This window comes from uncultured Chitinophaga sp. (assembly GCF_937898475.1).
In the GTDB taxonomy this organism is placed as follows: Bacteria; Bacteroidota; Bacteroidia; order Chitinophagales; family Chitinophagaceae; genus Chitinophaga.
The window spans coordinates 254,316-280,768 of record NZ_CALEJS010000012.1 but is presented as its reverse complement, the minus strand read 5'-3'; the positions used below and the strand labels follow the sequence as shown (position 1 = coordinate 280,768).

Below are 26,453 nucleotides of genomic sequence, written 5' to 3'. Positions count from 1 at the left end.
GAACAGTTAAGCGTCTTCGCGAACGTCTCAAACATTTAAACTTTCAAACCCTCAAACCTTCTAACATGAAATATTCCTTCCTGATAATACTGTTATCTGTTGCCTTTACATCCTGCCTGAAAGAGCCGAAAGATGAAGGTCCCGGACCGGGCGCCAATAAAGCGGTGTACAAGTTTGACTGGCCCGCTATTGCAGACTCGGCCCAGGCTTCGCTGACCGGCAATTTTTACAACGCCGGCGGCAAATACTTTAATGCCAACAATGCAGGTGACCTCACCTTCAACTACTGGCCCAATGCGCATGCCCTGGATGTATTGGTGGATGGCTACATCCGTACCAGTAACGATGCCTACAAAGACAAAATGAGCGAGCTGCTGGATGGCATGAAAGCAAAGAACGGCAACACTTATATCAATCACTTCTACGACGATATGGAGTGGATGACGCTGGCCTGTCTCCGGGCCTACGAAGCCACACAGGACGACCGTTACAAGACCACCGCACAGCTGTTGTGGAACGACATCAAAGGCGGCTGGGACGATACCTGGGGCGGCGGCATTCACTGGAATAAAGACAAAAGCAGGAACTACAAAAACACGCCTGCCAATGCGCCCGCCGCTATCATTGCAGCACGTATGTACCAGGTAACACATGACGCAGCTGATCTCGACTGGGCAAAAAAGATCTACCAATGGCAGAAAACAACCCTGGTAGATCCCGCCAGCGGCCTTGTTTGGGATGGCATCAACCGCGAAGGCAACGGCGCAATTGATAAAAACTGGCGCTTCACCTACAACCAGGGCGTATTCATTGGCGCCGGGGTGGAACTGTATAAGCTCACCGGCGAACAGGCTTACCTCAACGACGCCCTGAAAACCGCCAACAATGCACTGGGTGGCGATTTCACACAGAACAACATCCTGAAGTCTGAAGGCGGCGGCGATGGAGGCCTCTTCAAAGGCATACTGGTACGCTATCTCATGCTGCTCATCACCGACACCGATATCAGCAGCACAGACAAAACAAAGTTTGCCAGCTTCCTGCGGCTGAACGCTGAAACCCTGTGGCTGCAGGGCACCACCAAACCGCAGGTGCTCTTCAACACCGCCTGGAACAGTACCGCCACCACTACAGATATGACTACGCAACTAAGCGGCTGTATGTTACTGGAAGCAGTAGCGCAGCTGGAGGAGTAGTTGCAGGTTGTGTTTTCCCCCACCTTCCTGCTTTTCATCCGTTGAAAACCGTCATTGGTCCCCTTTATGCAGTAATAACCGTCTTTTTTACGATTTTTGGATCGCATGAAACGGGTATTGCTGCATATTTTATTCTGGGTAGTATACATCCTGCAGGACTCCCTGCTGGAGTTCCTCTGGGTAGGACCAGCCCTTCCGGGCATCCCGGAAAGTACACGCTTTGCCATGTCCCTGCAGGCGGCGCTTTCCGTAGGCATTCTCAAAATGTCCTTCGCCTATTTTGTGATCTACGTATCAGTAAACCGCCTGCTGCAGGATAAAGGCCGCCTATGGCAGGAAGTAACCAAAATAGCAGCGGTGTTCATCGTCATTTTGGTACTCTATCGCCTTACCTATAACTACTTCATTTATCCACGGGTATACGAGGGCCTGCTGAAAACAAAAGCCCTGTTTAACGTAGCCAGCGTGCTGCTCGGCATTATGGACATGGGCTTTGTCAGCGGCACCGTTGTTACCCTTCACCTGCTGCGTATCCAGCTGGCAGGCAAGGAACGGGAAAAGAACCTGGTAAAGGAAAAGCTGGAAACAGAGCTGAAGTTCCTCCGCAACCAGATCAACCCGCACTTCCTCTTTAATACGCTCAACAATATCTACGGGCTGGCCCGCAAAAAATCAGACTATACCGCCGAAACAGTGATGAAGCTCTCCAAGCTGCTGCGCTTCATGCTTTATGAAACCGGTAAAAGCGCCATTCCCGTCTGCGATGAGATCAAAATGCTGGATGATTACCTCGAACTGGAAAAGATCCGCTATAACAAGAGACTAAGCGTTACCTTCCGTAAAGAAGTGGACAACGGTACATTTCCCGTAGCCCCCCTGCTCCTCCTGCCTTTTGTGGAAAATGCCTTTAAGCACGGCGTCAGTGAATCGCGGATGGATGCTTTTGTTTATATTGACCTTCGCTTACACCAGGGTGTACTGAACTTCCTGGTAGAGAACAGTAAGGAGAACGGCAATGGCAGCGCCATTACAGACAATATCGGCCTGAGCAACGTTAGACGCCAGCTCGAGCTGATGTACAAGGAATATAAACTGGATGTGCAGGACCAGCAGAACAGGTTCAAAGTACACCTCACCATAAACCTGGACAGTCATGCAAAACTATAGCTGCATCATCGTGGAAGATGAGCCCCTGGCGGCAGAAGTACTGGAAGACTATATCAAACAGGTGCCCTTTCTCCAGCTGAAAGGGATCTGCAGTGATGCCATCTATGCAATGGACATGCTGCAAAAGGAGAAAATAGACCTTATTTTCCTCGATATACATCTGCCTAAGCTCAAAGGCTTCGACTTTGTAAAAGCGCTTAAAAACCCGCCCCAGGTCATTATTACATCTGCCTACCAGGAGTACGCCCTGCAGGGCTATGAACTGAACGTGGTGGATTACCTGCTGAAACCTATTGAGTTCAGCCGCTTCCTCATGGCCGTCAACAAACTCAAACAATCTACGCCTCCCGCACCGCCCGTGACCCCTGTTCCCGCCAAACCGGAAAGACTGCACCTTTTTTTCAATGTCAGCAAAAAGAAAGTCAGGATCTACCTGGATGAGATCCTCTACATCGAAAGCATGAAGGAGTATATCCGCATCGTTACCCGCGACAAAACCATTCTTACCAAGTTCCAGATCGGCCAGATCGAAGAGCTGCTGGCCCGTAATAATTTCCTGCGCGTGCACCGCTCCTTCATCGTTGCCAAAGACAAGATAGAAGCCTTTACCGCTACCGATGTAGAAGTGAACGGAAAACCCATCCCCATCGGCAGAAGCTATAAGGAACTGGTAGTAAGCCTGTTGGAACAACCCTAAGGACTATACGACATTAGACTTCCTTTTAAACAAAAAGGTATTATATTTACGAAAAATATAATACATGGATCAGATCACTCCCGAGCGGCTTTTGGCATTAGGCTTTCATTTCCTGGAAGGTAACAAGTACTATAAGATAGAAGTTGGAAAAACCGCCTTTGGCGTAGTACAGAAAGGCGGCACCTGGATGTGCTCTCCCATCCCCATGCAGTTTGCTTCCCTCCTGAGTGTGAACACAATAGAAGATATAGACAGCATTATTTTCGACAATACCGGGATACACCTGCCCTCCATCAACTAAGCAGGAACATCACCTGCAGTTTTCAGCATATCACCGTTATTTTGCACCGTACCAACGCCGCACAGGGGCCCGTATCCCCTTTCTGCTGCCTCCTGCCTGTTCCCCGTTGAATTGCCTGCTTTACCTGCAGGCCCATCACTACATTTGTACTGCCAGACGCTCATTCAGCCAGCTGCATCTCTCCTTCCGCCGGATGTAAAGTGCTGAATCAACAAACCAGGTATCCTGTATCGCTCATAACAAAATCTGAATCTGTTACGGGAACCATGCCCTTTTAAACCTGTTTGAATATGCTTTCTCCAACATTTAAGACGATGCTGCGTACCGGTGTAATAGCCGGCACGCTGGATATACTCGCTGCTGTCATCGTTTATGCCGTGATCCTGGACAAAGCAACCGCTGTGCAGATACTGCAAGGTATCGCCAGCGGTATTTTTGGGCGGGAAGCCTACGCAGGCGGCGCCGCCATGGCAACCGCCGGGCTACTTTTCCACTACCTGATCGCCATGCTTTTTACCATCGGCTATTTCCTGGTATATCCCCGCCTTTCCTTCCTGCACAAACAGCCCCTTGTAAGCGGTATCCTGTACGGAGCCATTGTCTGGTGCATCATGAACCTGGTAGTATTGCCCATTTCCGCCTATAAACAGCCTCCCCTGCGGCTGGGCCCCTCCCTCCTGGGTATGCTGATCCTCATACTCGCCATAGGCATTCCCGTGGCCACCATGACGGCCCGGTACTTTAACCGCCAGGCACGCTGATCACCTGATCAGCGTCATCATCTGCTGTATCAGCTGCATCATAGCGGAGGGATACACGCCAAGTCCCACCAGCAGCAATACCACCAAACCTAGTGTAATATTGCCCGCCAGGGGCAGGGCGGGTTTGATAAAGGTACGTTGTGGCGTTTCCGTGGTACGGAACATCATGGCCACAATGCGGATATAATAGTACAGACCAATAACACTGTTGATCACCAGCATCAGCAGCAGGAACCAATGGTTGCCGTCTGCCCCCGCCAATACAATATAGAATTTGCCGATGAAGCCCGCTGTCAGCGGAATACCCGCCAGCGAAAGCAGCATCACCGTAAATGCCAGCGCTACCCAGGGATAACGCCAGAACAATCCACGATAATCCTCCGCCGTTTCTGCATCCTGCACACTGCTGCTCATCACGATCAGCACTCCAAAAGCACCTATGCTGGTGGGAAAATAAGCCACCAGGTAGAAGGCGATGGCCTCCAGCCCGGACTGCTTACCTGCCAGGAAGGCCACCAGCAGGTAGCCCAGGTGGGCAATGGAAGAGTAAGCCAGCATACGTTTAATATTCTGCTGTGTGAGCGCCAGCCAGTTGCCCACAAACATGGATGCTACGGCAGTAATAGCCAGTATCCACCACAGCATGGTATACTGGGTGCCGTTCACATCCTGGAAGAACCGGATCAGCACCACCAGCACGCCCCCTTTGGAGATGGTAGCTACAAAAGCGGCCACCGGCAGCGGCGCCCCTTCGTAAATATCCGGCGCCCACATATGAAAAGGTACAATGCCCAGCTTAAATCCAATGCCTATCAGCATCAGCCCGAAACCCGCCACCACTGGCAACGGTACACTGCCTGCCTGCTGCAGGTAAGCGCCTATGCCCGGGAAATCCATATGCCCGGTAAACCCATACACCAGCGCCATACCAAATAACAGGAAAGCAGATGAAAGGGCGGCCAGTATCAGGTACTTGATCCCCGCTTCGTCTGATCGCTGACGGGCGCGCAGGTAAGCGATCAGCCCATAAAGGCTGATGCTCAGCATTTCCAGTCCCAGGAACAGCGACATGAAATGCCGGCTGATCACCAGCACCAGCGCTCCCGCAGTGGCCAGCAGCAATAAAAGATAGTACTCCTCCTTCCGCTCTTCCCGCTCCTCAAAATAGTTGTAGGATAACAGTACGATGATCAGTCCCGAACCCACTATGGCCCCGCTGTTGAACAGCGCAAACATATCTACCACTACCAGCGGCGCAATGATATGCGGCAACAGCTTTGCTACCGGCACCACAGAAGCCAGCGCCAGTATATAGACCAGTAATGTAAAGTAATACACCAACCGGTGGTTACGCCAGATGGCTACCAGCAGCATGGCAATGACCGCGCCGCCGCAGATATTGAACAAAGGGCCCAGGCTGAGCAGATCGTCGAAGGTCATAGTATGAAGTTTATTGGTTAGGCTCAACGCTGAAGGCTGAAGGCTGCATGCGCTTTGTATTGTCAGGCGCCTCCGCCACATGCAGCGTTCCGCGTGCTGCGTTCAGCGTTCCGCGTGCAGTATTCAGCATTTTTAGCACCGGTTTGGGATATACGCCCAGCCAGATGATCACCAGCACCAGGGGCGCCAGCATCACCCATTCCCTGGTATTGAGATCAGGCAGACCGAACTGTCTTTCCGTTTGCCCGAAAAACACTTTCTGCATGATACGCAATGAGTAAATCGTAGCTATTACCAGCCCGATGGCCGCCAGTACGGTCAGCGGCCGGTTGGCCTGCCAGCTGCCTACCAGTATCAGGAACTCGGCAATGAAATTACCCAGTCCGGGTAAGCCCAGCGAAGCCATCACAAATATCATCGTCACGGTGCCCATCGCCGGCAGCACAGGCCACAAGCCCCCCATCCTGCTCAGCTCACGGGTATGGATACGTTCATACAATACACCCGCCAGCATGAATAATGCCCCTGTGCTGATACCATGCGTGATCATCTGCATCACTACACCCTGGTAGGCTACTTCGTTGAAGGCAAAAGCGCCCAGCAGTACAAAGCCCATATGGCTTACACTGGTGTACGCCACCAGCCGTTTAAAGTCCGGCTGTGCATACGCCAGCTGTCCCCCGTACAGGATGCCCGCTACTCCCAGCAGCATTGCCCAGGGGGCGAAATCCTGGGCAGCTGCGGGAAACAGGGGTAATACAAAACGTAATATGCCATAAGCGCCTGTCTTTAACAGTAGCCCGGCCAGTATTACGCTGCCGGCGGTGGGCGCTTCTGTATGCGCATCCGGCAGCCAGGTATGAAAAGGCACGGCTGGCAGCTTTACCACAAAAGCGATGAGGAAACCCAGCATCAGCCATTGCGAAAGGCTGCGCGCCATTGGCGTATGAAGCAGATCAAAGTAATTAAACGTATATACACCGGTGTTAGCCGCATGTACAAAATACAACCCGAGGATAGCCAGCAGCATCAGCAGCCCGCCTGCCTGGGTAAAGATGAAGAATTTATAGGCGGCATATTCCCTGCGTTCATGCCCCCAGATACCGATCAGGAAGTACATGGGTATCAGCATCACTTCCCAGAAGAAATAGAACAGGAACAGGTCCATGGTCAGGAAAACGCCCGCTATACCCGTGATCACAAACAGCAGGTTGAAATGGAAAAAACCCGCCCGCCATCTGATCTCGTTCCAGGATACCAGCACGGATAATGCACCCAGGAAGAACGTAAGCACCAGCATCACCAGGCTAAGCCCATCCATGGCCAGGTGCAGGGTAATGCCAAACTGCGGTATCCAGGGCGCCTGCCAGTTGTACAGCCATCCCTTACCACCGTCTCCCTGGTCCAGCCAGATGCCGGTAACAATAACAAGATCCAGTAACAGGCTGGCTAAAGCTATCCATCGGCACAACGTCACACTCCTGGCTGACACCAGCCAGGAAAGCAAAGCGCCTATAACGGGAATGAGTATGATATATAAGAGGATCATGCCGGTAATATTTTAAACGTAAACTTTCCAGATAAGTACACTCAGTATCACCACTGCACCTATCACCACACCCATCACATAATAGCGCAGGATGCCGTTCTGTGTACGGGCCAGTATATCATGGAACCATTGCGTGATGGCGGCAAGAGCAGTATAGATCCGGTCAATCATATCCCGGCGGTTCATGCGGGCGGTCTGCACATAGGGCTGCACAAAAAGCGCATTGTATACATCGTCAAAGGCCCATCCCTTCATCCAGAACACGCGCAGCCACTGCATAAAAGGCATCTGTGCAAAACGCTTCATACCTTCCGGCTGCCTGATCACCCACAGCCAGGCAATATAGATACCCAGGAAGGTAAGGCCCGCTGCCAGCAGCTGGGAGGCCCACTCCAGCGCTGCTGACTCCTGTAACAGCTGCACAGCAGGCAACATGGGCCGGAGAAAATCGCTGAACAGTGTTACATGTCCCAGTGTATGCGGCAGCTCAATAAAACCTGCCACCGTACTTAATACCGCCAGTACATACAGCGGTATCATCATCGATGGCCCAGGTGTATGCGGATGCTGATGGTTCCTTGCCGCTCCGAAAAATGTAAGGAACACCATACGGAAAGTATACATGGCCGTCAGGAAAGCACCTGTAACGGCGCATACCCAATACAATGTATGCCCCTGTGCCGAAGACCAGGCCAGCCATACGATCTGGTCCTTACTGTAAAACCCGGAAGTAATAAAGGGGATGGCCGCCAGTGAGGCAGCCCCTGTCAGGAATACCCAGTACACCGCAGGCAACTGCTTTCGCAGGCCTCCCATCTTCATCATGTCCTGTTCATGGTGCATGGCAACGATCACCGCACCCGCGCCCATGAACAGCAATGCTTTGAAGAAGGCATGCGTCACAAAATGGAAGATAGCTGCAGACCATGCACCTACCCCCAGCGCCAGGAACATATAACCAATCTGGCTGATGGTGGAATAAGCCAGTACCCTTTTAATATCCCGCTGTACCAGCGCGCTGCAGCCCGCCAGCAATAGGGTAACAGCACCAACAATGGCAACACCTGTCTGCGCAGCCGGCGCCAGTTCAAATAAGGTATGCATCCGAGCTATCAGATACACGCCCGCCGTTACCATGGTAGCCGCATGTATCAGGGCGCTCACCGGTGTAGGGCCCGCCATGGCATCAGGCAGCCAGGTTTGCAGCGGTAACTGTGCAGACTTGCCTACCGCCCCGCCCAGTAACAGGAATGCGATCCATACTACGGTTGCATTCCCGGCAGCCCATAACCCGGGCGCTTTATCCAGGATACTTTGTATCTGTAAACTGCCGGTGAACTGGAACAGCATGAACAGCGCAATGGCCATCGCGGTATCGCCTACACGCGTAACCACAAAGGCCTTACGCGCAGCATATCCATTGGCAGGATCTTTATACCAGAACCCGATCAGCAGGTAACTGCAAAGCCCTACACCCTCCCATCCAAAGTACAGCAGCAGCAGGTTATCTGCCAGTACCAAAACCAGCATGGCGCCCACAAACAGGTTCATGCATGCAAAGAAACGGCCGTAGTCCGCATCTTCCGCCATGTATCCGGTAGAATAAATATGGATCAGGAAACCTACAAAGGTGATCACAAACGCAAAGCAAAGCGACAAGGCATCCAGCCGCAGATCAGCCCCTGCGCTGAAATTGCCCGCCTGCATCCACTCCCACAGATGCTGCACTGCACTGGTCTGGCCCGACTGCATAAACTGAATGCCCAGTACAATGGTCAGCAAAGCGCTTACGCCAATACTGCCGCAGCCAATAATGGAAACTGCCGCACGTGTAAAAACACGCCAGCCCGATATGAGCATCAGTGCAGAAATAAATGGCAACGCCGGTATCAACCAAAGCATAACACAAAATTTTAAGTGTCCAAATTGTGAAAGTTTCCCACTACCCCCTCATTCTGCTCGCCTCATCACTGTCCAGCGATTTCAGCTGGTGGTACAGCTGCAGGATCAACGCCAGGCCTACAGACACTTCTGCCGCGGCCATAGAGAGGATGAACATAAACATTACCTGCCCATCGGGCTGCGCCCAGTGCGAAGACGCTACGATAAAGGCAAGTCCTGCCGCGTTCAGCATGATCTCTACAGACAGCAGCATAAAGATCATATTGCGGCGTATAAGTATGCTGATCAGTCCCAGTACAAACAGGATCCCTGCCAGTGTCATACCCGCGGTTGTAGGATGTATGTTCATGATGCGTTACTTTCAAAAAAACGATGTAAGATCTTTTTCTTCTGACGGCCCAGGTGGTAGGCGCCCACAATACCTGCCATCAGCAGCATGGCGCTCAGCTCTACGGCCAGTATGTAAGGCCCGAAAAGGCTGCGCCCTACTTCTTTGGGCGCTACCGGTGTAATGCCGGTAGCAGGCGCTTTGTTCTGTGCAATCAGGTAGGCCAGTTCTATCAGCAATATCAGACAAAGCAGGGCAGGCAGCATCCACATACCGGGCTTCAGCCACTGCTTTTCATTGCGCGTGGTCTCCGGCCCCAGGTTCAGCATCATCACAAAGAAGATGATCAGTACCATGATGGCGCCTGCATAGATGATCACTTCCAGCGCCGCCATGAACGGCGCGCCATACAGGTAAAAGATCACCGCTACAGATAACAGCGATACGATGAGATACAGCAGCGCATGCATGATATTGAAACGCGTGATCACCATCACGGTAGAGAATATGCTGATAGCCGCAGCTATATAAAAGGCGATGTTCATGGTAACAGGCTTTTAATGTCCACCGGCGGTTCTTCGTGTTCGGCTTCTCCTTTGTCTTTACCCTGTATAGACATACCTGCCACACGGTAGTAGTTGTAGCCGGGATATTTTCCCTGGCTGTTGATCAGCAGGTCTTCCTTTTCATACACCAGGTTCTGCCGGTTGTATTCCGCCATTTCAAAATCAGGTAATAGTTGTATAGCATACGTAGGGCACGCTTCTTCACAGAAGCCGCAAAAGATGCAGCGGGAGAAATTGATACGGAAGAACAGCGGGTAACGGCGCCCGTCCTCCGCTTCTGTAGCCTGCAGGGAGATGCAGTCTACCGGGCAGGCGGCAGCGCAGAGGTAACAACCCACGCAACGCTCTCCCCCGTCCGGATCGCGGGTGAGCGCAATGCGCCCCCGCCAGCGCGCCGGTATAGGCGCCTTGTGTTCAGGATACTGGTACGTTTCCCTTTTGTGGAACATATGCAGGAAAACCAGCCACATACTGCGCAATAAACTAAACATGATCAGTGATTTTACAGAAGTAACTTAATAGCTGCCGTTACCATCAGGTTGAGCAATGACAACGGGAATAATATTTTCCATCCGTACTCCATCAGCTGATCATACCTGGGCCGCGGCATGGAAGCCCGCAGCAGGATGAACAGCATAATGAACACAAAGGTCTTCAGCACAAACCAGATCACCGGCGGCAGGAAAGCAGGGCCCAGCCATCCGCCGAAATACAGTGTCACCACCATGGAAGAGATCAGCGTAATGCCCATGTATTCGCCAATGAAGAACATACCGAACTTCATACCGGAGTACTCCGAGTGAAAGCCCGCCACCAGCTCGCTTTCTGCCTCCGGTATATCAAAGGGCAGGCGATGCGTTTCTGCAATACCGGCTACCAGGAAAATGAAAAAGCCTATCAGCTGCGGCAAAATATACCAGCCGCCACGCTGCGCTTCCACGATCTCCCGCAGGTTAAAAGTACCGCTGAGCACTACTACGCCCATGAGCGATAATCCCATGAACACCTCATAGCTGATCATCTGCGAAGCCCCACGCATGGCGCCCAGCAATGCGTACTTATTATTGGAGGCCCATCCGCCCAGCACGATGCTATACACCCCCATGGAAGACATGGCCAGGAAAAACAGCAGCCCTATGTTCAGATCTGCCACCATCACATTCGGCGCAAAAGGGATGATCGTAAAGCTCATGAGCACACTGGCCACCACCACCGCCGGCGCAAATACAAACACGATCTTGTCTGCAAATGGCGGTATCCAGTCTTCCTTGAAGAACAGCTTAATGGTATCCGCCAGTACAATGAACAGTCCAAAAGGTCCCGCGCGGTTAGGTCCGTAGCGGTCCTGCCACAGGGCCAGCGCCCTGCGCTCCAGCCATATCAAACCAGCTGCGGTGTTCAGTATTACGAACAGTACGCCGCCAATCACGAGCCAATATTGTCCTGTACTCATAATATTTAGTTTGTGGTTTGAAGTTTGAGGTTTGTTGAAAGTTTGAAGTTCAGGATAATTGCTCCTGGCGGACACGCTAGCCGGCAACCTTTCACCTTTCACCAACCTCAAACCTCAAACCTCAAACTTTAAACATTTATACTTTTGCCATCTGCGGCATATTCACAATCCCCGTTCCCGGCAATCCTGCCGGTATGCCTGCCATGCCGCGTTGCAGGGCCGGGTTCACTTTCACCATAAACGTATATGGATGACCGTCGACCGCGACCTGTAACTGGTGCTGCTCTGCCACCTGGTAACGCCTGGCGTCTTCAGGGCTCAGCATGATATAAGGTGCAGGCATCCGTTCTGCAATACCCGGTGTATGAACGCTCAGCTCTTCTGAGCCATAGATATGATATAAGGGTACTAACTGCAGATGCCCCGCGCAGGCTACAAAATGATCCGGCACATCTGTAAAGAAGGTCAGCTGACCATTGCCGCCCGGCTCTATCAGCCGTTTACCGGGATCGCCGTCATGCAGTGAGCCGCCGATCTCCACCTGGAATTTATTGATGGATTGTACAGAGTTCCATCCCGGCCACCAGAAGAAGGGGATCACAGAAGAAGGCGGTTCTCCGCGGTAACCTTCCATGGTGAAAGAAAGCGGCGTATCACCATCTACCGGCGGCTTGGGTTCGCTCACACTGATGTTGGCCAGCATGGCGGTCCTGCCGCTGTAGCGATGCGGCTCACGTGGTATCTTCTGTCCGGCGATGCGGAAATCCGCAGGCGGCGTCAGCTTCTCTATCCCTGCAAAGCAGCGTACCTGTTGTGTAAGTGCGTGGATCACATCATCGAAGAACTCCATATTACGCAGGCGTTCACAATTGGTAACACGGCCCAGCTGCAGCAGCCATCGCCAGCTTTCCTGTATTGCGGTGGTGGCGGGTGCATACACCTGCAGAAAGCGTTGTGCCCTGCCTTCATTATTGACCATCGTACCGTCTGATTCTGCAAAAGTGCCGGCGGGCAGTAATACAGTGGCTTTTTCAGCAGTGGCGTTATAGAGATGATCTATCAGTATGACTTCCTTGCAGCGGCGGAAGAAATTATCTGCCGCATGTTTGTCCAGCCGCCTGTAAAGATCGTTTTCCAGTATGATCACGGTATCGGCCTCGCCGTTCATCACCGCGTCCACAGCAGAGTCCAGGCGAAGCCCGCCCAGCATTTCCAGTCCCATACTGTTACATTCAGGCGTGGTGAGCACCAGCATGGAAGGTTTGGCATGCTGATGCAATGCTTCGCAGATATTGGAGGCGGCACGCAGCACGCCTTCACAGGCGCTGCCATAACCGGCGATAACAAGTGGCCGTGCAGCATTCATTAATGCAGCCGCCATCTGCGTTACCAGTTGCTGTTCCTGATCCGTAAGGTCATTGATCCCGGCCAATGGTGCGCCCAGCGCGCGGGCCAGCGCAAAGCCAATGCGGGCAATGGTTTCAGGCGCCGTTTGATAAGCCACGGTGGCCAGCTCGTCCAGCCTGGTGGGCTGTACGTTCAGGATAAAACAGGGGCCGTGTTTGTCCTGCATGGCCTCCCGTACGGCCGCATCCTGCCAGTTGGCCACATGGGTGGTGTTCATGGCCTCCTGTGCGGGCTGGCGGTTCACGGCCTGCCTGACAGACAAAGCCATCATCGGCGCCGTGTTCAGCAGGTCTTCACCCAGTATCACCACTGCATCAGCAGTAGCGGCTTCCTGCATGGAAGGCGTGCGTACATGACCCTGTCGCAATATTTTTAAGGCAAGGGTGGTAAGATCATGTTCCGTGTCAGACATGCCCAGGTGAAAATGCGGGCGCCCTACCAGTTGCTGCAGGGCAAAATTGGATTCCAGCGATGCACGCGGAGAGCCAATACCGATCACCTTCCCGGAGGCAAGTTTATCTTTTACATACTGCAGCACTTCTGCTGTTCCGATGTCCGTTCCCGTTAGCGCACGCACGGCAGCTTGTTTGATCCTGCGGGAGCTGTTCACAAACTCATAGCCGTAACGCCCGCGGTCGCAGAGGAAATAACCGTTCACTGCTCCATTGTAGCGTGTAGTGATCTGCCGCAATGAGCCATAGCGCTCACCGGCAATGATATTGCAACCCAGTCCGCAGCCCTGGCATACAGACGGCGCATAGGTCATATCCCATTTGCGGGTATAGTGCTGTTTCAATGTTTTATCGGTAAATACGCCGGTAGGACAAACCTCCGCCAGGTTACCGCTGAATTCACTTTCCAGGATACCATCCCGGTGCCGCCCGAAGTACACGTGGTTATGCGCCGCAAATACATCCATGTCTTTACCGCCTGCAAAATCCTTATAGAAGCGCACGCAGCGATAGCATTGTATGCAGCGGTTCATTTCATGGTTCAGGAAGGGGCCCAGGTACTGGTTTTTATGTGTACGTTTACTGAAGTGGTAGTTGCGGTAGCTGTGGCCTGTCATCACCGTCATATCCTGCAGGTGGCAGGATCCGCCTTCATCACATACGGCGCAGTCATGCGGGTGGTTGGTCATCAGCCAGCCGATCACCTGTTCGCGGAAAGCGGCGGCTTCCTTATCGCTGATGGACAAACGCAGCTGATCTTTCACCGGCTCCATGCACGACATTACCAGGCGGCCTTTGGTATCCTGCTCATCCCTGAAGGTTTTTACCGCGCACTGGCGGCAGGCGCCTACAGAGCCCAGGGCCGGGTGCCAGCAGAAATAAGGCAGGTCCAGTCCCAGCGACAGGCAGGTCTCCAGCAGGTTTCTGCCCTCCTTTACCTGGTAAGTTTTACCATCAATGTGTATAGTTGCCATACGGACATTTTTTTTCGTGAACATGCTGTTCAAAATCTTCCCTGAAATATTTCAGCGCACTTTGCAGGGGCTCCATAGCGCCGGGCGCCAGCGCACAGAAAGTATTACCGGGTCCCAGCAGGCGGGTGTGCAGGTCCAGCTGCTCCAGGTCTTCCTCCGTGCCTTCTCCCCGCTCCAGGGCATATAATATCTTTTCTGTCCAGGGCAGGCCTTCCCGGCAGGGCGTGCAGAACCCGCACGATTCCTGGGCAAAGAAATGTTCAAGGTTATGTACAAAACCCACCGGGCAGGTGTGATCGTCCAGCACTACCATGGTACCGGTGCCTAAACGGCTGCCCGCGGCGGCAACGGAAGTAAAGTCCATCGGCACATCCAGGTGGGCCGAAGTGAGAAAATCGGTAGAAGCGCCGCCGGGCAAAGCGCCGCGGAAGCTGTAGCCGTGCTGCATACCGCCTGCGTACTCTTCCAGCAGCTCCCGCATGGTAACGCCCATGGGCAGCTCCCAGGCGCCGGGTTTGTTTACCCGGCCGCTGACGCCGTATATCTTCGTACCCCCGTCGCCGGTACGGCTGAGCGACTGGAACCAGGCAATGCCTTTATTCACGATATGCGGTATATACGAAAGCGTTTCTACATTATTGACGATGGTAGGCTTGCCGAATAAACCGCTGATCTGCGGGAAGGGCGGCTTGGCGCGGGGAACGGCCCGCTTGCCTTCCAGCGAATTAAGCAGGGCGGTTTCCTCACCGCACATATAGCGGCCCACACCTGTGTGCAGGTGCATCTCAAGATGAAAGCCCCTGCCTAATATGTTATTGCCCAGGTAACCGGCTGCATAGGCTTCTGCAATGGCTTTGCGGATCTCCTGCGCTGCCTGCTTATAGGCCCAGCGCAGGAATACAAAAGAAGTAGTGGCCTGTATCGCGTAAGCGCTGATGATCATACCCTCTATCAGCTGATGCGGATTGCCTTCCAGCAGCCAGCGGTCTTTAAACGTACCCGGCTCCATTTCATCCGCGTTACAGATCAGGTATTTGGGGCCTTCCACATTCATCGGCACAAAGCTCCACTTCATACCGGTGCTGAAACCTGCACCTCCCCTGCCCCGCAGGTTCGACTCCTTTACCAGGGCCGTCACTTCCTGCGGCGTCATCTGCATGGCCTTCCGCAATCCCTGGTAACCGCCTGTAGCTTCGTAGGTTTTGATATCCAGCGAAACGCCCGGTTTGATGTTCGAAGTGAGAGGAGCCTCCATAACTAAATTTTTGAGCGTTTAAAACTTTCAGACATATTTGTCTAATATATTTTTGATCATGCCTGGTGTAAGATCCCTGTACAGGTCATTATCCACCATGAGCGCGGGTGCGTGGTCGCAGGTACCCAGGCACGCGTTCGGCAATAAGGTGAAACGCCCGTCAGGTGTGGTTTGGCCATAATGGATCTGCAGGTGATCCATCAGCGCTTTCTTAAGATCTTCATATCCCATCACCCAGCAGCTGATGCTGTCGCAAACCAGGATCACATGCCGCCCCACCGGCCGCCGGAAAATAAGATTGTAGAACGTGGCCACGCTGTCTACTTCATCTGCGCTCATGCCCAGCAGGGTGGCTATATCTTCCACGTTCTCATCGCTTACCCAGCGCCGTTCCTGCTGCACGATCTTCAATGCCTCTATCACTGCCGCCTTCTTCACCGGCACGTGTTGCAGCTCATGTTCGATCTTTGATATTTCTGTTGGTGTCAGCATATATAAAAAGTCAGTAAGTAGCTTGGTTCAACGGTCTATATCCGCCAGCACATAATCCATTCCGCCCAGGATAGACAACAGGTCTGCCACGGTATAACCACGGCTGATGTATGGTATCATCTGCATATGGGGAAATGATGGCGTACGCACCCTCACCCGGTAGGGAGAGGTGTTGCCGTCGCTGATCAGGTAATAACCGTTCCATCCCTTGGTGGCCTCTATACAGCTCATGGCTTCGCCGGCGGGTATCACCGGGCCCCAGCTCACGTTCAGGAAGTGGTGGATCAGCGTTTCAATATCGTGCATGGTGTATTGTTTCACCGGTGGAGTGGCCAGGGGGTGATGCGATTTAAAATCGCCCTCCGGCATGTACTCCAGGCATTGTTCTATGATGCGCAGGCTCTGCCGCATTTCTTCCACGCGCACCAGCGCACGGTCGTAACAATCGCCATTGGCGGCAGTGGGTATTTCAAAAGCGAAGTTCTCATAACCGCTGTAGGGGCGCATCTTGCGCATATCCCATTCCAGGCCGCAGGCGCGGAGCCCCGGACCAGTCACTCCCCAGTCTATCGCTTCTTCCAGCGTATAGATGCCGATGCCAACAGTACGCGCTTTGAACAGCGCATTCTGCATCACCATTTTATCATACTCCCGCAGTTTGGGAGGAAAGTATTTAACGAAATCACGCACCATCTTATCCCAGCCCTTCGGCAGGTCCTGCGCTACGCCACCGATGCGGAACCAGTTGGGATGCATCCGGCCGCCGCAAATGGCTTCGATGATCTCGAAGATGCGCTCACGGTCGGTGAACATGTAGAACACGGGCGACAGCTGCCCTACGTCCTGTGCAAAGGTGCCGTACCATACCAGGTGACTGGCAATACGGAACAGTTCACAGAGCATTACACGGATCACCTGCGCTCTTAAAGGCACTTCTATACCCGCCAGCTTTTCTACGGAAAGCAGGTAGGCCAGGTTGTTCATCACCCCGCCCAGGTAGTCAATACGGTCTGTATAGGGAATATAAGTGTGCCAGGACTGCCGCTCGCCCATCTTCTCTGCGCCGCGGTGGTGGAAGCCGATATCGGGTACAGCGTCTACAATATCTTCGCCGTCCAGTTGCAGGATGATGCGTAGTACGCCGTGGGTGCCGGGGTGTTGCGGACCAATATTCAGGAACATGAAATCCGCATCGTCGCTGTGCCTTTTCAGGCCCCATTCTTCAGGACTGAATTGCAGTGCGCTCTGCTCTTTATCCACCTTCTCATCAAAGAGCCGGAAAGGGCCCATTTCCGTGGCGCGTGCGGGATGCTCCTTGCGCAGGGGATGCCCCTCCCAGGTGGGCGGCATCAGGATACGTTTCAGCAGGGGATGCCCGTCAAAGCGGATGCCGAACATATCGAACACTTCGCGTTCGTACCAGTTGGCGGCGGGCCAGGTGTGGGTAATGCTTGCTAGTGATGGATATTCTCCGCGGAGTCCTGTTTTCAGGCGAAGGAACTGGTTGCGCTCAAAAGAGAAGAGATGGTATACAACAGTGAAATCAAAAGGGGCATGTCCGTTCTGGGGTCTTTTATACGCACGCTCATCGATCGCCGTAAGGTCGTAGAGCATGCGATAAGGCATTGGTACTGCCGATTTTAAATACTGGAGGATGGCGACATTCCTGTCAGACGGCATCCATAATGTAAGGGTACCGTCCCTCGCCACTTCCTCTTTAAAGGTATGTTCTCCAAAACGGGAACGTAACTGTGCTGTGATATCTTCGATCATTGGTGCTATTTTGTTAGTCCATGGTCCATGGTCATGGACTCTAAATCTCATCCGGTGTTTTGAATTGCGTCATTTGCTGCCGCTGATCGTGCAACACCGCTTTCATGGATATCTTTTCAGGTTTGATCACGCCCTGGTCGCCGATGGTCCAGCTAAGCGGGCGTTTTTCCTTACCGACGGAATCACGTAATAACATCAGGCCCTGCATGAAAGCATCGGGCCGCGGCGGACAACCAGGTACATACACATCTACGGGCAGGAATTTGTCTACACCCTGTACTACACTGTAGATATCGTACATACCGCCGGAATTGGCGCAGGAGCCCATAGAAATGACCCAGCGGGGTTCCATCATCTGTTCATACAAACGCTTGATGATGGGCGCCATTTTAATAAATACGGTACCGGCGATGATCATCACGTCTGCTTCACGTGGCGTACCGCGGATCACTTCTGCGCCAAAGCGCGCCAGATCATATTTAGGCGTCATGGAAGTAGCCATTTCCACAAAACAACAGGAGAGGCCGAAGTGAAAAGGCCACATGGAGTTCTTACGCCCCCAGGCCAGCAGCCGGTCTACAGAACTCAGTATCATGCTTTGCTGCATGGCCTCTTCCAGTGATCCGTTACCGCTTACTTTACCGGTATGATCCTGTGCTTTGCTTAACCACCAGTCCATAATAAATATTTACGTAATGAAGAATTACAAATCATCATGCAGGAAAAGTGTTGCATGAAACCCAAAAACCCTGAAGTAATAATGTTGTAGCAAGACGATCACAAATAGCAATACAAACAGCCAATGGCGGTACCATTCGCAATGCTCAATTGTTCAATCCGTGATCGGTTCCTTCGTCCTGGCTGTAGAAGATGTACCAGTCGTTTTTTGTAACAAGATCCATTCTGGCTGTAGAGGAAAGCAGGGCCAGTCTTTTTTAGTAGATCCGTGGAATAATAATTAACACCGTTTGCTTTTCAGCTAATCCAGTTTTTGCTTATCAGTGGCCAGCCTGTTGACTGACGACGTTTTTATCATTTAGCGGGCTGCGTATGATGCAGCGGCGGCAGCTCCATATCCGGCTGCCTGCCTTTGCGCAGCTTCTTATAGGCGCGCAATATCTTTTTACCGTCCGGACCGAAATCCAGGGCGCCGTTGCGCCATTCATAGATCAGCACTACCAGGAGTATGAAGATAAAAATACCTACTCCTATATATCCTGCCCAGCCCAGTTCTTCAAATGCAATGGCCCATGAGATAATGAAAACAGTTTCAATATCAAAGATCACAAACAACATTGCTATCAGATAAAATTGGGAAGGGAAGCGCAAACGCGCTGATCCGGTAGAGAGGATGCCGGACTCATAGGCTTCACCGGTAGCGCGGTCTTTATGCCGCTGTCCGAGCACATAGGACAGACCCAGTATGGCACCAACCAGTACCAGTACGATGGCCCCGAATACGAGGAAGGGCCACAGGGGAGCCGTTTCAATTACTGAACCTTGCAAAATTTATCGCCCTCCAAGCGATTATAAAAATTCAGTCCTTAAATCTGTCAAAAAGCAATTTGCTCAACTACCGTTAATTGCCTGTCGCCTATTCATAAACCCTACAAAACGCTGTTGGCAGGCGAAAGATATCCTTACGGTATCGGATATATGTTATGAATTTACAAAAAATTATTCAAAACATCAATATCCGTTTTTTTTATTCAGGTATGTGTGCCGTTGATATAGCACTCCAGGTTATTAATGATATAACGCTGCTCATCGATGATGAACTTCACCACATCGCCTATGGAAATAAGCCCTACCAGTCTTTGCTGCTCATCTGTTACAGGCAGGTGACGGATACGTTTGTCTGTCATCTTCACCATACAGTCTTCTATAGACTCATTTTCTGTTACGGTGATCGGCCGCTCTGTCATGATCTCCCGGATCAGCGTTTCTTTAGACGCCCTTCCTTTCAATATCACCTTGCGGGCATAATCGCGTTCGGAGAAAACACCCAGGAATTTGTCCTGGTCGTCTACTACCAGTAATGCGCCCACATTTCTTTCTACCAGCACCATCAGTGCTTCATACACGGTATTGTCCGGATGGATGGAGTAAACTGCATGTCCTTTAGCTTGCAGGATGTTGCGTACTGTTCCCATAACGAGGCCTTTTTAACGTTGAGAGTCGTAAGTAGTCAGTAGTTTGTGGTTAATTGCCAGTCGATAGAATGTAGTTAGTTGCCCGGTTACTGTTGGTGAAAAAAGACTACTTATCGTAAGTTAAGTGTTTCCGCTGGAAAAAGCAAATGGAGTTACACTGACAATAGCAAAAAAATAATGAGCTGGCCCACTGCCAGCTGCCAGCTGTCAGCAGCCAGCACTTAGCTGTTAGCTGCAGCATCACCCGCTAACAGCTAACAGCCAACAGCTAACGGCTCATTATTCCAGTGTCCTTGCTCCGCTTACCGAAGCAGGCGCCGTTTGATGCAGGTCAAACACCACGATCTCATTGGTGCCTTTTTTCAGCCAGGGAGCCGGGCAATACAGGCGTTTCTGGGGGCCTATCTCCCAATACCTTCCCAGGTTATGGCCATTTATCCATAATACGCCCTTTTTAAGCCCTGAAACGTCAATATAGGTATCTCCAACGCGGGAGAGTTTAAAAGTGCCTTTAAGGAACTGTCCGGGCCTTTCCTGGGCGCCGCCGGTAGCCTTCAGTTCCTGCACATATTGTGCTGTCATCGGGAGGCCGAAAACTTCCCAGTTCATCAGCGTCATGCCGTTCAGCGTTACCCGCTCGGTAATGCCTTTACGGTCTATCAGCTGCTGGGCGAAGTTGATGCGGCCCATTCCTTCTACCAGGATCTCCAGCACAGGATTTTTCACCTCCGTTTTGGGCAGCTCAATACTGTTCTCTCCCAGCCGGCGGTCTATCTTACCAATGTACTGGCCGTTCAGGAAGACGGTGGCATAATCATGCAGCTCCGTTACCTGCAGCCTGCCGCTCTTATGCCCTATAAGGGTGGTGCGGTACAGCATAAAACCATAGTCCTGCCCGTAAGCTTCAAATGGTTTGGGCTGCACGGAAGGCACTCCCTGCGGCAGATGTTCCCATACGCTGGTAAATGGTACCAGCGGGATGGCGGGAATAGTGATGGTGGGGATGGGCGCAGGCATCTTCATGGGCGCTTTGCCTGAATAGGAAGCGATCAGTTTGCGCAGCTCCATATATTTTTGTGTGGCATTACCCTGTTCATTGATGGGGGCATCATAATCATAGCTGGTAAGATCCGGCTCATAGCCCTTTCCGCCGGAATTGGCGCCGGCAGAGAAACCGAAATTGGTGCCGCCGTGGATCACATACAGGTTGAAAGAATAGCGCTTATCCATCAGGAATTTCACTTCCCGGAGGATGCCTGCGGGATCGGGCCTGGCCCATTTCTCGCCCCAATGGGTCAGCCAGCCCGGGTAAGATTCAGCGCTGAAAGCAGGCACATCGGGGTTTTGGCGTTTGGCTGCCGCAAAATCAGCATCAGAGCTGCCGGAATCAAGGCCGATGGCGGCGCTGTCTACCGTACCGGCTTCCAGCATAAAGGCGGTGGGTCCGTCGGCGGTATAGAAAGGCACGTCAATACCGTTCTGCTGCCACAGCTCCTTCAGGCGCTGCAGGTATTGTTTATCGTTACCATAGCTGCCATACTCATTCTCTACCTGTACCATGATGATGGGGCCTCCCTGCGAAACCAGCAGCGGTTTCACCTGTGCGGCCACCGCTGTTACATAACGCTCCACTGCCTCCATATAGCGCGGGTCCATACAACGCACCTTGATATCCGGTGTGCGCAGCAGGTAAGGCGGCAAACCGCCAAACTCCCATTCTGCACATACATAGGGACCGGGACGCAGCAGTACCCACATCCCTTCTTCCTGCGCCAGCTTAATAAATTCAGCGATGTTATGATTGCCGCTGCTGAAATCAAAATGCCCGGGCTCCTGCTCATGGTAGTTCCAGAACACATAGGCGGCTATCGTATTACAACCCATGGCCTTCGCCATCTGGATACGGTGTTTCCAGTACTGGTACGGAATTCGAGCGGGATGCATCTCCCCGCTGATGATCTGGAATGGTTTGCCATCCAGCAAAAAGTCAGACTTCGATAATGCAAAGGTGTGTTTGCGCTGTGCGGACACGGATAGGGTTGTCCAGCAAAGCAGTAAAAGTAAAACTGGTCTCATTGTTCAGATAAAAATTAGCATGGTATAAAGGGCTTCAGCCCCCGTCATGGCTAGGAGGAGCAAAGCCTGGCGCAGCGCGCGGCGAAGCAATCTTTTAACCAGCAAACGCTGATGATTACACTATTGCCTGCCATTTGCCATTTAGGCCCTTCGGGCTCGCAATGACGGCGACTGAAGACCATTTTGCCATTTAAAGAATTGCTTCTTCAAAGAGTTCCTTCGTCGCGCGCTGCGCTAAGCCCTTTCCTAAATATTCCCCTTCTTCAGCTCCTTCACCGCATGATCACAGGCCCTTGCGGTCAGGGCCATATAGGTAATAGACGGATTCTGACACGCAGAAGACGCCATACAGGATCCATCGGTAATAAACACATTCTTCACTGCATGCACCTGGTTCCATCCGTTGAGCACAGAGGTCTTCGGATCTTTACCCATACGTGCGGTACCCATTTCATGGATACAGTGACCGGGAGGCGGCATTTGATCATAGCCGCTCACGTGCTTCAATCCCGCTGCTTCCAGCATTTCCTTTGCACTCTCCAGCATATCTTTCCGCATGGCCAGCTCATTTTCCTTGAACTCGCAGTCGATATCAAGTGTGGGCAGACCGTACTTGTCTTTTTTATTTTTGTTAAGGGTGACCTTATTCCCGTAATAAGGCAGGTGCTCTCCCCAGGAGCCGATGCCCATATCCCAGGGCCCCGGCGCCAGTTGGGATTCCTTGAAGGCAACACCCACGCCGTCTGTTCCGGGAATACCGCGGCCACGGCTTGCGCCGCCCTGGTAGCCAAAACCACGTACATAGTCTTTCTGCCTGGTGGCAGCGCTTACGTTACGGAAACGCGGGATGTAAATGCCGTTGGGACGACGCCCGCTGCTGTAATACTGATCCTCGAAACCTTCATACATCCCCCATGCACCTACACCGAAGTGATGGTCCATCAGGTTATGGCCTACCTGTTCGCTGTCATTGCCAAAACCATTCGGGAAACGGTTGGAGATGGAATTGAGCAGGATAAAGCTGGTGCCCAGTGTAGAACCATTCAGGAAGATCACTTTAGCGTAATAATCCACCGTCTGTAAGGTATGGGCATCCAGCACCCGTACGCCGGTGGCTTTGCCTTTCTGTTCATCGTAGATCACTTCTGTTACAATGCTGTCAGGGCGAAGGGTGAGATTACCCGTGGCAGCGGCCGCAGGCAGCGTAACGCCATTACTGCTGAAATACCCGGTGAAGGGACATCCGCGGGCGCAAAGGTTACGGTATTGGCACTGACGGCCGTTATGCGGTTTGGTGGCATGCGCCACACGGCCAATGGTGATAATACGGTCATGATACTTTTCCCGGATGCGGGCAGCCACATGTTTCTCCAGGCAGTTCATTTCCATGGGAGGCAGGAACTCGCCATCCGGCAGCTGTGGCAGGCCTTCCGCCTGGCCGCTCACGCCAATGAACGATTCAACGTAGGAGTACCAGGGCGCAATATCCCTGTAGCGGATAGGCCAGTCTACCCCGTGACCGTCTTTTGCATTGGCTTCAAAATCGATATCGCTCCAGCGGTATACCTGGCGGCCCCACATAAGGGAACGGCCACCAACCTGGTAGCCGCGCAGCCAGTTAAATGGCTTAATTTCGTTATAGGGGTTTTCCTGGTCGTTCACCCAAAACTGTTGGGTGGCTTCATCAAAAGCGTAGCAACGGCTCTGGATAGGGAAGTTTTCCTTCATTTCATTGGTGAACTGCAGCCGGTGGGCAAACTCCCAGGGCGCCTTCATGGCGGTTTTGTAGTCTTCTACGTGTTTTACATCACGTCCCCTTTCCAATACCAGTGTTTTGAGTCCTTTTTCGCAAAGTTCCTTGGCGGCCCATCCGCCGCTGATCCCCGAACCTACTACGATAGCGTCGTAGGTGTTTTCCTGTTGTGCCTTAATGTTGAGATGCATAGCTTTAAAAGCTGTTAGCTTTTGGCTATTAGCTTTTAGCAGGTTCCTGATATGCGGGTAACGGGCTAAAAGCTAATAGCCAAAAGCTAACAGCTGTATTTTATATATTTCCTTTCTTCAATTCCTTCACCGCGTAATCCGCTGCCCTGGCTGTTAAGGCCATGTAGGTCAGTGAGGGGTTTACGCAGGCGGCAGAGGTCATACAGGCGCCGTCTGTCACGAACACGTTCTTTACTGCATGCATCTGGTTCCAGCCGTTGAGGATGGATGTTTTAGGATCGCGGCCCATACGTGCGGTGCCCATCTCGTGGATGGCCATACCGGGATATGAACCGTTGTCGTAAGTATGGATGTTTTTTGCACCGGCTGCTTCCAGCATTTCGGCGGCATCGTTCATCATGTCCTTCCGCATTTTCATTTCATTCTCCTTGAACTCTGCATCGAATTTCAGTACGGGTTGTCCCCAGGCGTCTTTCACGGAGGTATCCAGTGTTACCACGTTGTCTTCATAAGGCAGGCATTCGCCAAAGCCGCCCAGGCCCATGGTCCAGTTACCGGGTTCTGTCAGCATATCCTTGAAGTCTTTACCTACGCCCATTTCTGCTACGCCGCGTGCCCAGCTGCTGCGGCTGGCGCCTCCCTGGTAGCCGAAGCCGCGCAGGTAATCACGTTTGTCAGAGCCGATGTTGCGGTAACGCGGTACATAGATACCGTTTGCGCGGCGGCCGTAGAAATATTTATCTTCAAATCCTTCCACGGTACCGGAAGCGCCGGTGCGGAAGTGGTGGTCCATCAGGTATTTACCCAGTACGCCGCTGTCATTACCCAAACCATTCGGGAAACGGTTGGAGATAGAGTTCAGCAGCACGAAGGTGGTGCCCAGGGTAGAGCCGTTCACAAAGATGATCTTGGCGTAGTACTCTGTCATTTGTTTGGTGTGGGTATCTATCACCCTTACACCGGTAGCCTTGCCTTTTGCTTCATCATAGATGATGGAGTTCACGATGGAATCCGGTCTTAAGGTCAGGTTGCCGGTGGCTACGGCTGCGGGCAGCGTAGACGACTGGGTACTGAAGTAAGCGCCGAAGGGACAACCGCGGCTGCACAGGTTACGGAACTGGCAGGCGGAACGGCCGGGCAGAGGTTTGGTGATGTTAGCCACACGGCCCATGGTGATCTTACGGCCGCCGAACTTTTCTTCTACCCTTTTCTTCACTTCCTTCTCAACACAGTTCATTTCCATAGCAGGCATGAACTGACCGTCGGGCAGCTGGGGCAGCCCTTCTGCCTGGCCGCTGATACCGGCGAAGCGCTCCACATAATCGTACCAGGGCGCAATATCTTTGTAACGGATCGGCCAGTCAACCGCAATGCCGTCTTTCAGGTTGGCCTCGAAATCAATATCACTCCAGCGGTAAGACTGGCGGCCCCACATGATGGATTTACCACCCACGATATCAGGACGGTACCAGTCAAATCTTTTTACCTCGTTATACGGACTGTCGGAGTCTTTGATCCAGAATTTTTCGTTATGCTCGCTGTAGGGATAGTCGCGTTTCAGCTTAGGGTGTGTTTCCTTCTGCGCTACAGTGATACGGCCCCTGTGCGGAAATTCCCAGGGATCTTTGGTAGCGGTGTCATAATCCTTAACATGTTCCAGTTTCTTGCCGCGATCCAGCATCAACACTTTCAGACCTTTTTCGGTCAGTTCTTTGGCAGCCCAGCCGCCGCTCACACCTGAGCCTATTACAATTGCGTCAAAGGTATTCTGATCCTGCGCTTTTATATTCAGATTCATGGAATTTAATTGATGTCAACTTTAACTGTTAGCTGTTAGCCGCTAGCTAAGTTGAAGGTTACAAATAAAATCAAGATTACAATCTAACATAGGCAATCATTCGCCCCAGCTAATAGCCAATAGCTAGCTTATCATGTTGCCCAGGCCTTATCGCCTTTTTTATAAGGAACGCAGCCTTCGTACTTACCCGGTACGGCTACGTAGCGCAGGGCTTTGGTAGCGCCTGGCTCGGAGGTGAAGTATCCCAGCAGGGTCAGTTCTTTGATATACTGGAAATAGTGGGTAGGATCTTCATTTTGCTTGTTCTCCCTTTTATTGTAAGCCACCCGCTCCTTGTCTATCTCTGTCAGCACGGCTGTTTTCTCTTCCGGACTCAGGTCCACAAATTTTTTCCTGTACTGCTTATCGCTGGCCTCATCTACTTTTTTGAGACCGTCCAGCAGCAGCTGCTGGTCTTTCTGCTCATAGCAATCGCTCATCATGGTTACGATGAATTCCTCTACCTTTGCGGCTTTTGCGCCGGGCGTATCCGTTTCGGGTATAATGGTTTCCGCTATCTCAGCCAGGATGGATTTGGTCTCCGGCGCCTGTAGGGCGTAGTTCTTCGGCGCCGAGCTTTTACAGCCCTCCAGGGCCGCTAACGTGGAAGCAGAAATGGCGCTGCCAAGGAGGATGGCAACGTTCTTAATGGCATCTCTTCTATTCATAATAGTAAATTGATTTGACCTTTCGCCTCAAAATAATAATTAATAATTAAAAATTACGAATT

General features: G+C 52.2%; 23 protein-coding genes. 5 read left to right on the top strand and 18 right to left on the bottom strand.

Annotated elements, in window-relative coordinates:
* The first annotated feature begins 65 nt into the window (after positions 1-65).
* From Q0577_RS04545 to Q0577_RS04525, 5 genes are all read left to right on the top strand, one after another.
* A complete protein-coding gene (locus tag Q0577_RS04545) occupies positions 66-1,196 on the top strand; it encodes a glycoside hydrolase family 76 protein (protein ID WP_298733228.1) in 1,131 nt (376 codons plus the stop codon).
* Positions 1,197-1,301: 105 nt separating this feature from the next.
* The gene (locus Q0577_RS04540) at positions 1,302-2,363 is read left to right on the top strand and encodes a sensor histidine kinase (RefSeq protein ID WP_298733226.1); all 1,062 of its coding nucleotides are present in this window, start codon (positions 1,302-1,304) and stop codon (positions 2,361-2,363) included.
* Positions 2,350-3,060: a LytTR family DNA-binding domain-containing protein gene (locus Q0577_RS04535; RefSeq protein ID WP_298733224.1), complete on the top strand. Its 711-nt coding sequence runs from the start codon at positions 2,350-2,352 to the stop codon at positions 3,058-3,060. Before Q0577_RS04540 ends, Q0577_RS04535 begins: the two co-directional genes overlap by 14 nt.
* Positions 3,061-3,124: 64 nt before the next feature.
* The gene (locus Q0577_RS04530) at positions 3,125-3,361 is read left to right on the top strand and encodes a hypothetical protein (RefSeq protein WP_298733223.1); all 237 of its coding nucleotides are present in this window, start codon (positions 3,125-3,127) and stop codon (positions 3,359-3,361) included.
* A 290-nt stretch (positions 3,362-3,651) separates the two neighbouring features.
* Positions 3,652-4,122, top strand: coding sequence for a hypothetical protein (locus Q0577_RS04525; RefSeq protein WP_298733222.1), 471 nt, complete (start codon positions 3,652-3,654; stop codon positions 4,120-4,122).
* On the opposite strand, the gene Q0577_RS04520 is transcribed toward Q0577_RS04525, so the two are convergent.
* The 18 genes from Q0577_RS04520 to Q0577_RS04435 all read right to left on the bottom strand — a co-directional run bounded on the left by Q0577_RS04520 (position 4,123) and on the right by Q0577_RS04435 (position 26,391).
* Positions 4,123-5,562, bottom strand: coding sequence for an NADH-quinone oxidoreductase subunit N (locus Q0577_RS04520; RefSeq protein ID WP_298733221.1), 1,440 nt, complete (start codon positions 5,560-5,562; stop codon positions 4,123-4,125).
* Positions 5,563-5,572: 10 nt separating this feature from the next.
* Entirely contained in the window at positions 5,573-7,111 is a 1,539-nt protein-coding gene (gene nuoM / locus Q0577_RS04515; protein WP_298733220.1) for an NADH-quinone oxidoreductase subunit M, read from the bottom strand.
* A 12-nt stretch (positions 7,112-7,123) separates the two neighbouring features.
* Complete coding sequence (gene nuoL, locus Q0577_RS04510) at positions 7,124-9,013, bottom strand: NADH-quinone oxidoreductase subunit L (protein ID WP_298733219.1); 1,890 nt, start codon at positions 9,011-9,013, stop codon at positions 7,124-7,126.
* Between the two features lie 40 nt (positions 9,014-9,053).
* Positions 9,054-9,362, bottom strand: a complete 309-nt coding sequence (nuoK, locus tag Q0577_RS04505; RefSeq protein WP_029464494.1) for an NADH-quinone oxidoreductase subunit NuoK — start codon at positions 9,360-9,362, stop codon at positions 9,054-9,056.
* Positions 9,359-9,886: an NADH-quinone oxidoreductase subunit J gene (gene nuoJ / locus Q0577_RS04500; protein ID WP_298733218.1), complete on the bottom strand. Its 528-nt coding sequence runs from the start codon at positions 9,884-9,886 to the stop codon at positions 9,359-9,361. The genes nuoK and nuoJ overlap by 4 nt, the downstream gene beginning before the upstream one ends.
* The gene (nuoI, locus tag Q0577_RS04495; RefSeq protein WP_298733217.1) at positions 9,883-10,398 is read right to left on the bottom strand and encodes an NADH-quinone oxidoreductase subunit NuoI; all 516 of its coding nucleotides are present in this window, start codon (positions 10,396-10,398) and stop codon (positions 9,883-9,885) included. The genes nuoJ and nuoI overlap by 4 nt, the downstream gene beginning before the upstream one ends.
* 11 nt (positions 10,399-10,409) lie before the next feature.
* Entirely contained in the window at positions 10,410-11,360 is a 951-nt protein-coding gene (gene nuoH / locus Q0577_RS04490; protein ID WP_298733216.1) for an NADH-quinone oxidoreductase subunit NuoH, read from the bottom strand.
* Positions 11,361-11,496: 136 nt separating this feature from the next.
* The gene (gene nuoG, locus Q0577_RS04485; RefSeq protein WP_298733215.1) at positions 11,497-14,193 is read right to left on the bottom strand and encodes an NADH-quinone oxidoreductase subunit NuoG; all 2,697 of its coding nucleotides are present in this window, start codon (positions 14,191-14,193) and stop codon (positions 11,497-11,499) included.
* The gene (nuoF, locus tag Q0577_RS04480; RefSeq protein WP_298733214.1) at positions 14,174-15,448 is read right to left on the bottom strand and encodes an NADH-quinone oxidoreductase subunit NuoF; all 1,275 of its coding nucleotides are present in this window, start codon (positions 15,446-15,448) and stop codon (positions 14,174-14,176) included. Before nuoF ends, nuoG begins: the two co-directional genes overlap by 20 nt.
* Before the next feature lie 27 nt (positions 15,449-15,475).
* Positions 15,476-15,940 (bottom strand): NADH-quinone oxidoreductase subunit NuoE, encoded by a 465-nt coding sequence (gene nuoE / locus Q0577_RS04475; protein ID WP_298733212.1) that lies wholly within the window; start codon positions 15,938-15,940, stop codon positions 15,476-15,478.
* Positions 15,941-15,967: 27 nt separating this feature from the next.
* Positions 15,968-17,713 carry an NADH-quinone oxidoreductase subunit C/D gene (nuoC, locus tag Q0577_RS04470; protein WP_298733210.1) on the bottom strand — a complete coding sequence of 582 codons (1,746 nt, stop codon included), beginning with the start codon at positions 17,711-17,713 and terminating at the stop codon, positions 15,968-15,970.
* 40 nt (positions 17,714-17,753) lie between these two features.
* Positions 17,754-18,392, bottom strand: coding sequence for an NADH-quinone oxidoreductase subunit B (locus tag Q0577_RS04465; protein WP_298733208.1), 639 nt, complete (start codon positions 18,390-18,392; stop codon positions 17,754-17,756).
* A gap of 353 nt (positions 18,393-18,745) precedes the next feature.
* On the bottom strand, positions 18,746-19,219 hold the full coding sequence (ndhC, locus tag Q0577_RS04460; protein ID WP_298733206.1) for an NADH-quinone oxidoreductase subunit A: 474 nt from the start codon (positions 19,217-19,219) through the stop codon (positions 18,746-18,748).
* A 203-nt stretch (positions 19,220-19,422) separates the two neighbouring features.
* Positions 19,423-19,866 carry a CBS domain-containing protein gene (locus Q0577_RS04455; protein ID WP_298733204.1) on the bottom strand — a complete coding sequence of 148 codons (444 nt, stop codon included), beginning with the start codon at positions 19,864-19,866 and terminating at the stop codon, positions 19,423-19,425.
* A 279-nt stretch (positions 19,867-20,145) separates the two neighbouring features.
* Positions 20,146-21,942 (bottom strand): beta-galactosidase family protein, encoded by a 1,797-nt coding sequence (locus Q0577_RS04450; RefSeq protein ID WP_298733202.1) that lies wholly within the window; start codon positions 21,940-21,942, stop codon positions 20,146-20,148.
* Positions 21,943-22,188: 246 nt separating this feature from the next.
* Entirely contained in the window at positions 22,189-23,886 is a 1,698-nt protein-coding gene (locus tag Q0577_RS04445) for a GMC family oxidoreductase (RefSeq protein WP_298733200.1), read from the bottom strand.
* Positions 23,887-23,986: 100 nt separating this feature from the next.
* A complete protein-coding gene (locus tag Q0577_RS04440; RefSeq protein ID WP_298733198.1) occupies positions 23,987-25,684 on the bottom strand; it encodes a GMC family oxidoreductase in 1,698 nt (565 codons plus the stop codon).
* 131 nt (positions 25,685-25,815) lie between these two features.
* Entirely contained in the window at positions 25,816-26,391 is a 576-nt protein-coding gene (locus Q0577_RS04435) for a gluconate 2-dehydrogenase subunit 3 family protein (RefSeq protein WP_298733196.1), read from the bottom strand.
* Positions 26,392-26,453 lie beyond the last annotated feature (62 nt).

Bases quoted from the DNA above. Each gene is read 5' to 3' on its own strand.
- nuoF (WP_298733214.1), bottom strand. From the start codon at position 15,448: ATGGAGGCTCCTCTCACTTCGAACATCAAACCGGGCGTTTCGCTGGAT.
- nuoH (WP_298733216.1), bottom strand. From the start codon at position 11,360: ATGAGTACAGGACAATATTGGCTCGTGATTGGCGGCGTACTGTTCGTA.
- Q0577_RS04445 (WP_298733200.1), bottom strand. From the start codon at position 23,886: ATGCATCTCAACATTAAGGCACAACAGGAAAACACCTACGACGCTATC.
- nuoE (WP_298733212.1), bottom strand. From the start codon at position 15,940: ATGCTGACACCAACAGAAATATCAAAGATCGAACATGAGCTGCAACAC.
- nuoC (WP_298733210.1), bottom strand. From the start codon at position 17,713: ATGATCGAAGATATCACAGCACAGTTACGTTCCCGTTTTGGAGAACAT.
- nuoM (WP_298733220.1), bottom strand. From the start codon at position 7,111: ATGATCCTCTTATATATCATACTCATTCCCGTTATAGGCGCTTTGCTT.
- nuoJ (WP_298733218.1), bottom strand. From the start codon at position 9,886: ATGAACATCGCCTTTTATATAGCTGCGGCTATCAGCATATTCTCTACC.
- Q0577_RS04525 (WP_298733222.1), top strand. From the start codon at position 3,652: ATGCTTTCTCCAACATTTAAGACGATGCTGCGTACCGGTGTAATAGCC.
- Q0577_RS04435 (WP_298733196.1), bottom strand. From the start codon at position 26,391: ATGAATAGAAGAGATGCCATTAAGAACGTTGCCATCCTCCTTGGCAGC.
- Q0577_RS04545 (WP_298733228.1), top strand. From the start codon at position 66: ATGAAATATTCCTTCCTGATAATACTGTTATCTGTTGCCTTTACATCC.
- Q0577_RS04535 (WP_298733224.1), top strand. From the start codon at position 2,350: ATGCAAAACTATAGCTGCATCATCGTGGAAGATGAGCCCCTGGCGGCA.
- Q0577_RS04440 (WP_298733198.1), bottom strand. From the start codon at position 25,684: ATGAATCTGAATATAAAAGCGCAGGATCAGAATACCTTTGACGCAATT.
- nuoI (WP_298733217.1), bottom strand. From the start codon at position 10,398: ATGTTTAGTTTATTGCGCAGTATGTGGCTGGTTTTCCTGCATATGTTC.
- nuoK (WP_029464494.1), bottom strand. From the start codon at position 9,362: ATGAACATACATCCTACAACCGCGGGTATGACACTGGCAGGGATCCTG.
- nuoL (WP_298733219.1), bottom strand. From the start codon at position 9,013: ATGCTTTGGTTGATACCGGCGTTGCCATTTATTTCTGCACTGATGCTC.
- Q0577_RS04450 (WP_298733202.1), bottom strand. From the start codon at position 21,942: ATGAGACCAGTTTTACTTTTACTGCTTTGCTGGACAACCCTATCCGTG.
- Q0577_RS04465 (WP_298733208.1), bottom strand. From the start codon at position 18,392: ATGGACTGGTGGTTAAGCAAAGCACAGGATCATACCGGTAAAGTAAGC.
- Q0577_RS04520 (WP_298733221.1), bottom strand. From the start codon at position 5,562: ATGACCTTCGACGATCTGCTCAGCCTGGGCCCTTTGTTCAATATCTGC.
- nuoG (WP_298733215.1), bottom strand. From the start codon at position 14,193: ATGGCAACTATACACATTGATGGTAAAACTTACCAGGTAAAGGAGGGC.
- Q0577_RS04455 (WP_298733204.1), bottom strand. From the start codon at position 19,866: ATGGGAACAGTACGCAACATCCTGCAAGCTAAAGGACATGCAGTTTAC.
- Q0577_RS04540 (WP_298733226.1), top strand. From the start codon at position 1,302: ATGAAACGGGTATTGCTGCATATTTTATTCTGGGTAGTATACATCCTG.
- Q0577_RS04530 (WP_298733223.1), top strand. From the start codon at position 3,125: ATGGATCAGATCACTCCCGAGCGGCTTTTGGCATTAGGCTTTCATTTC.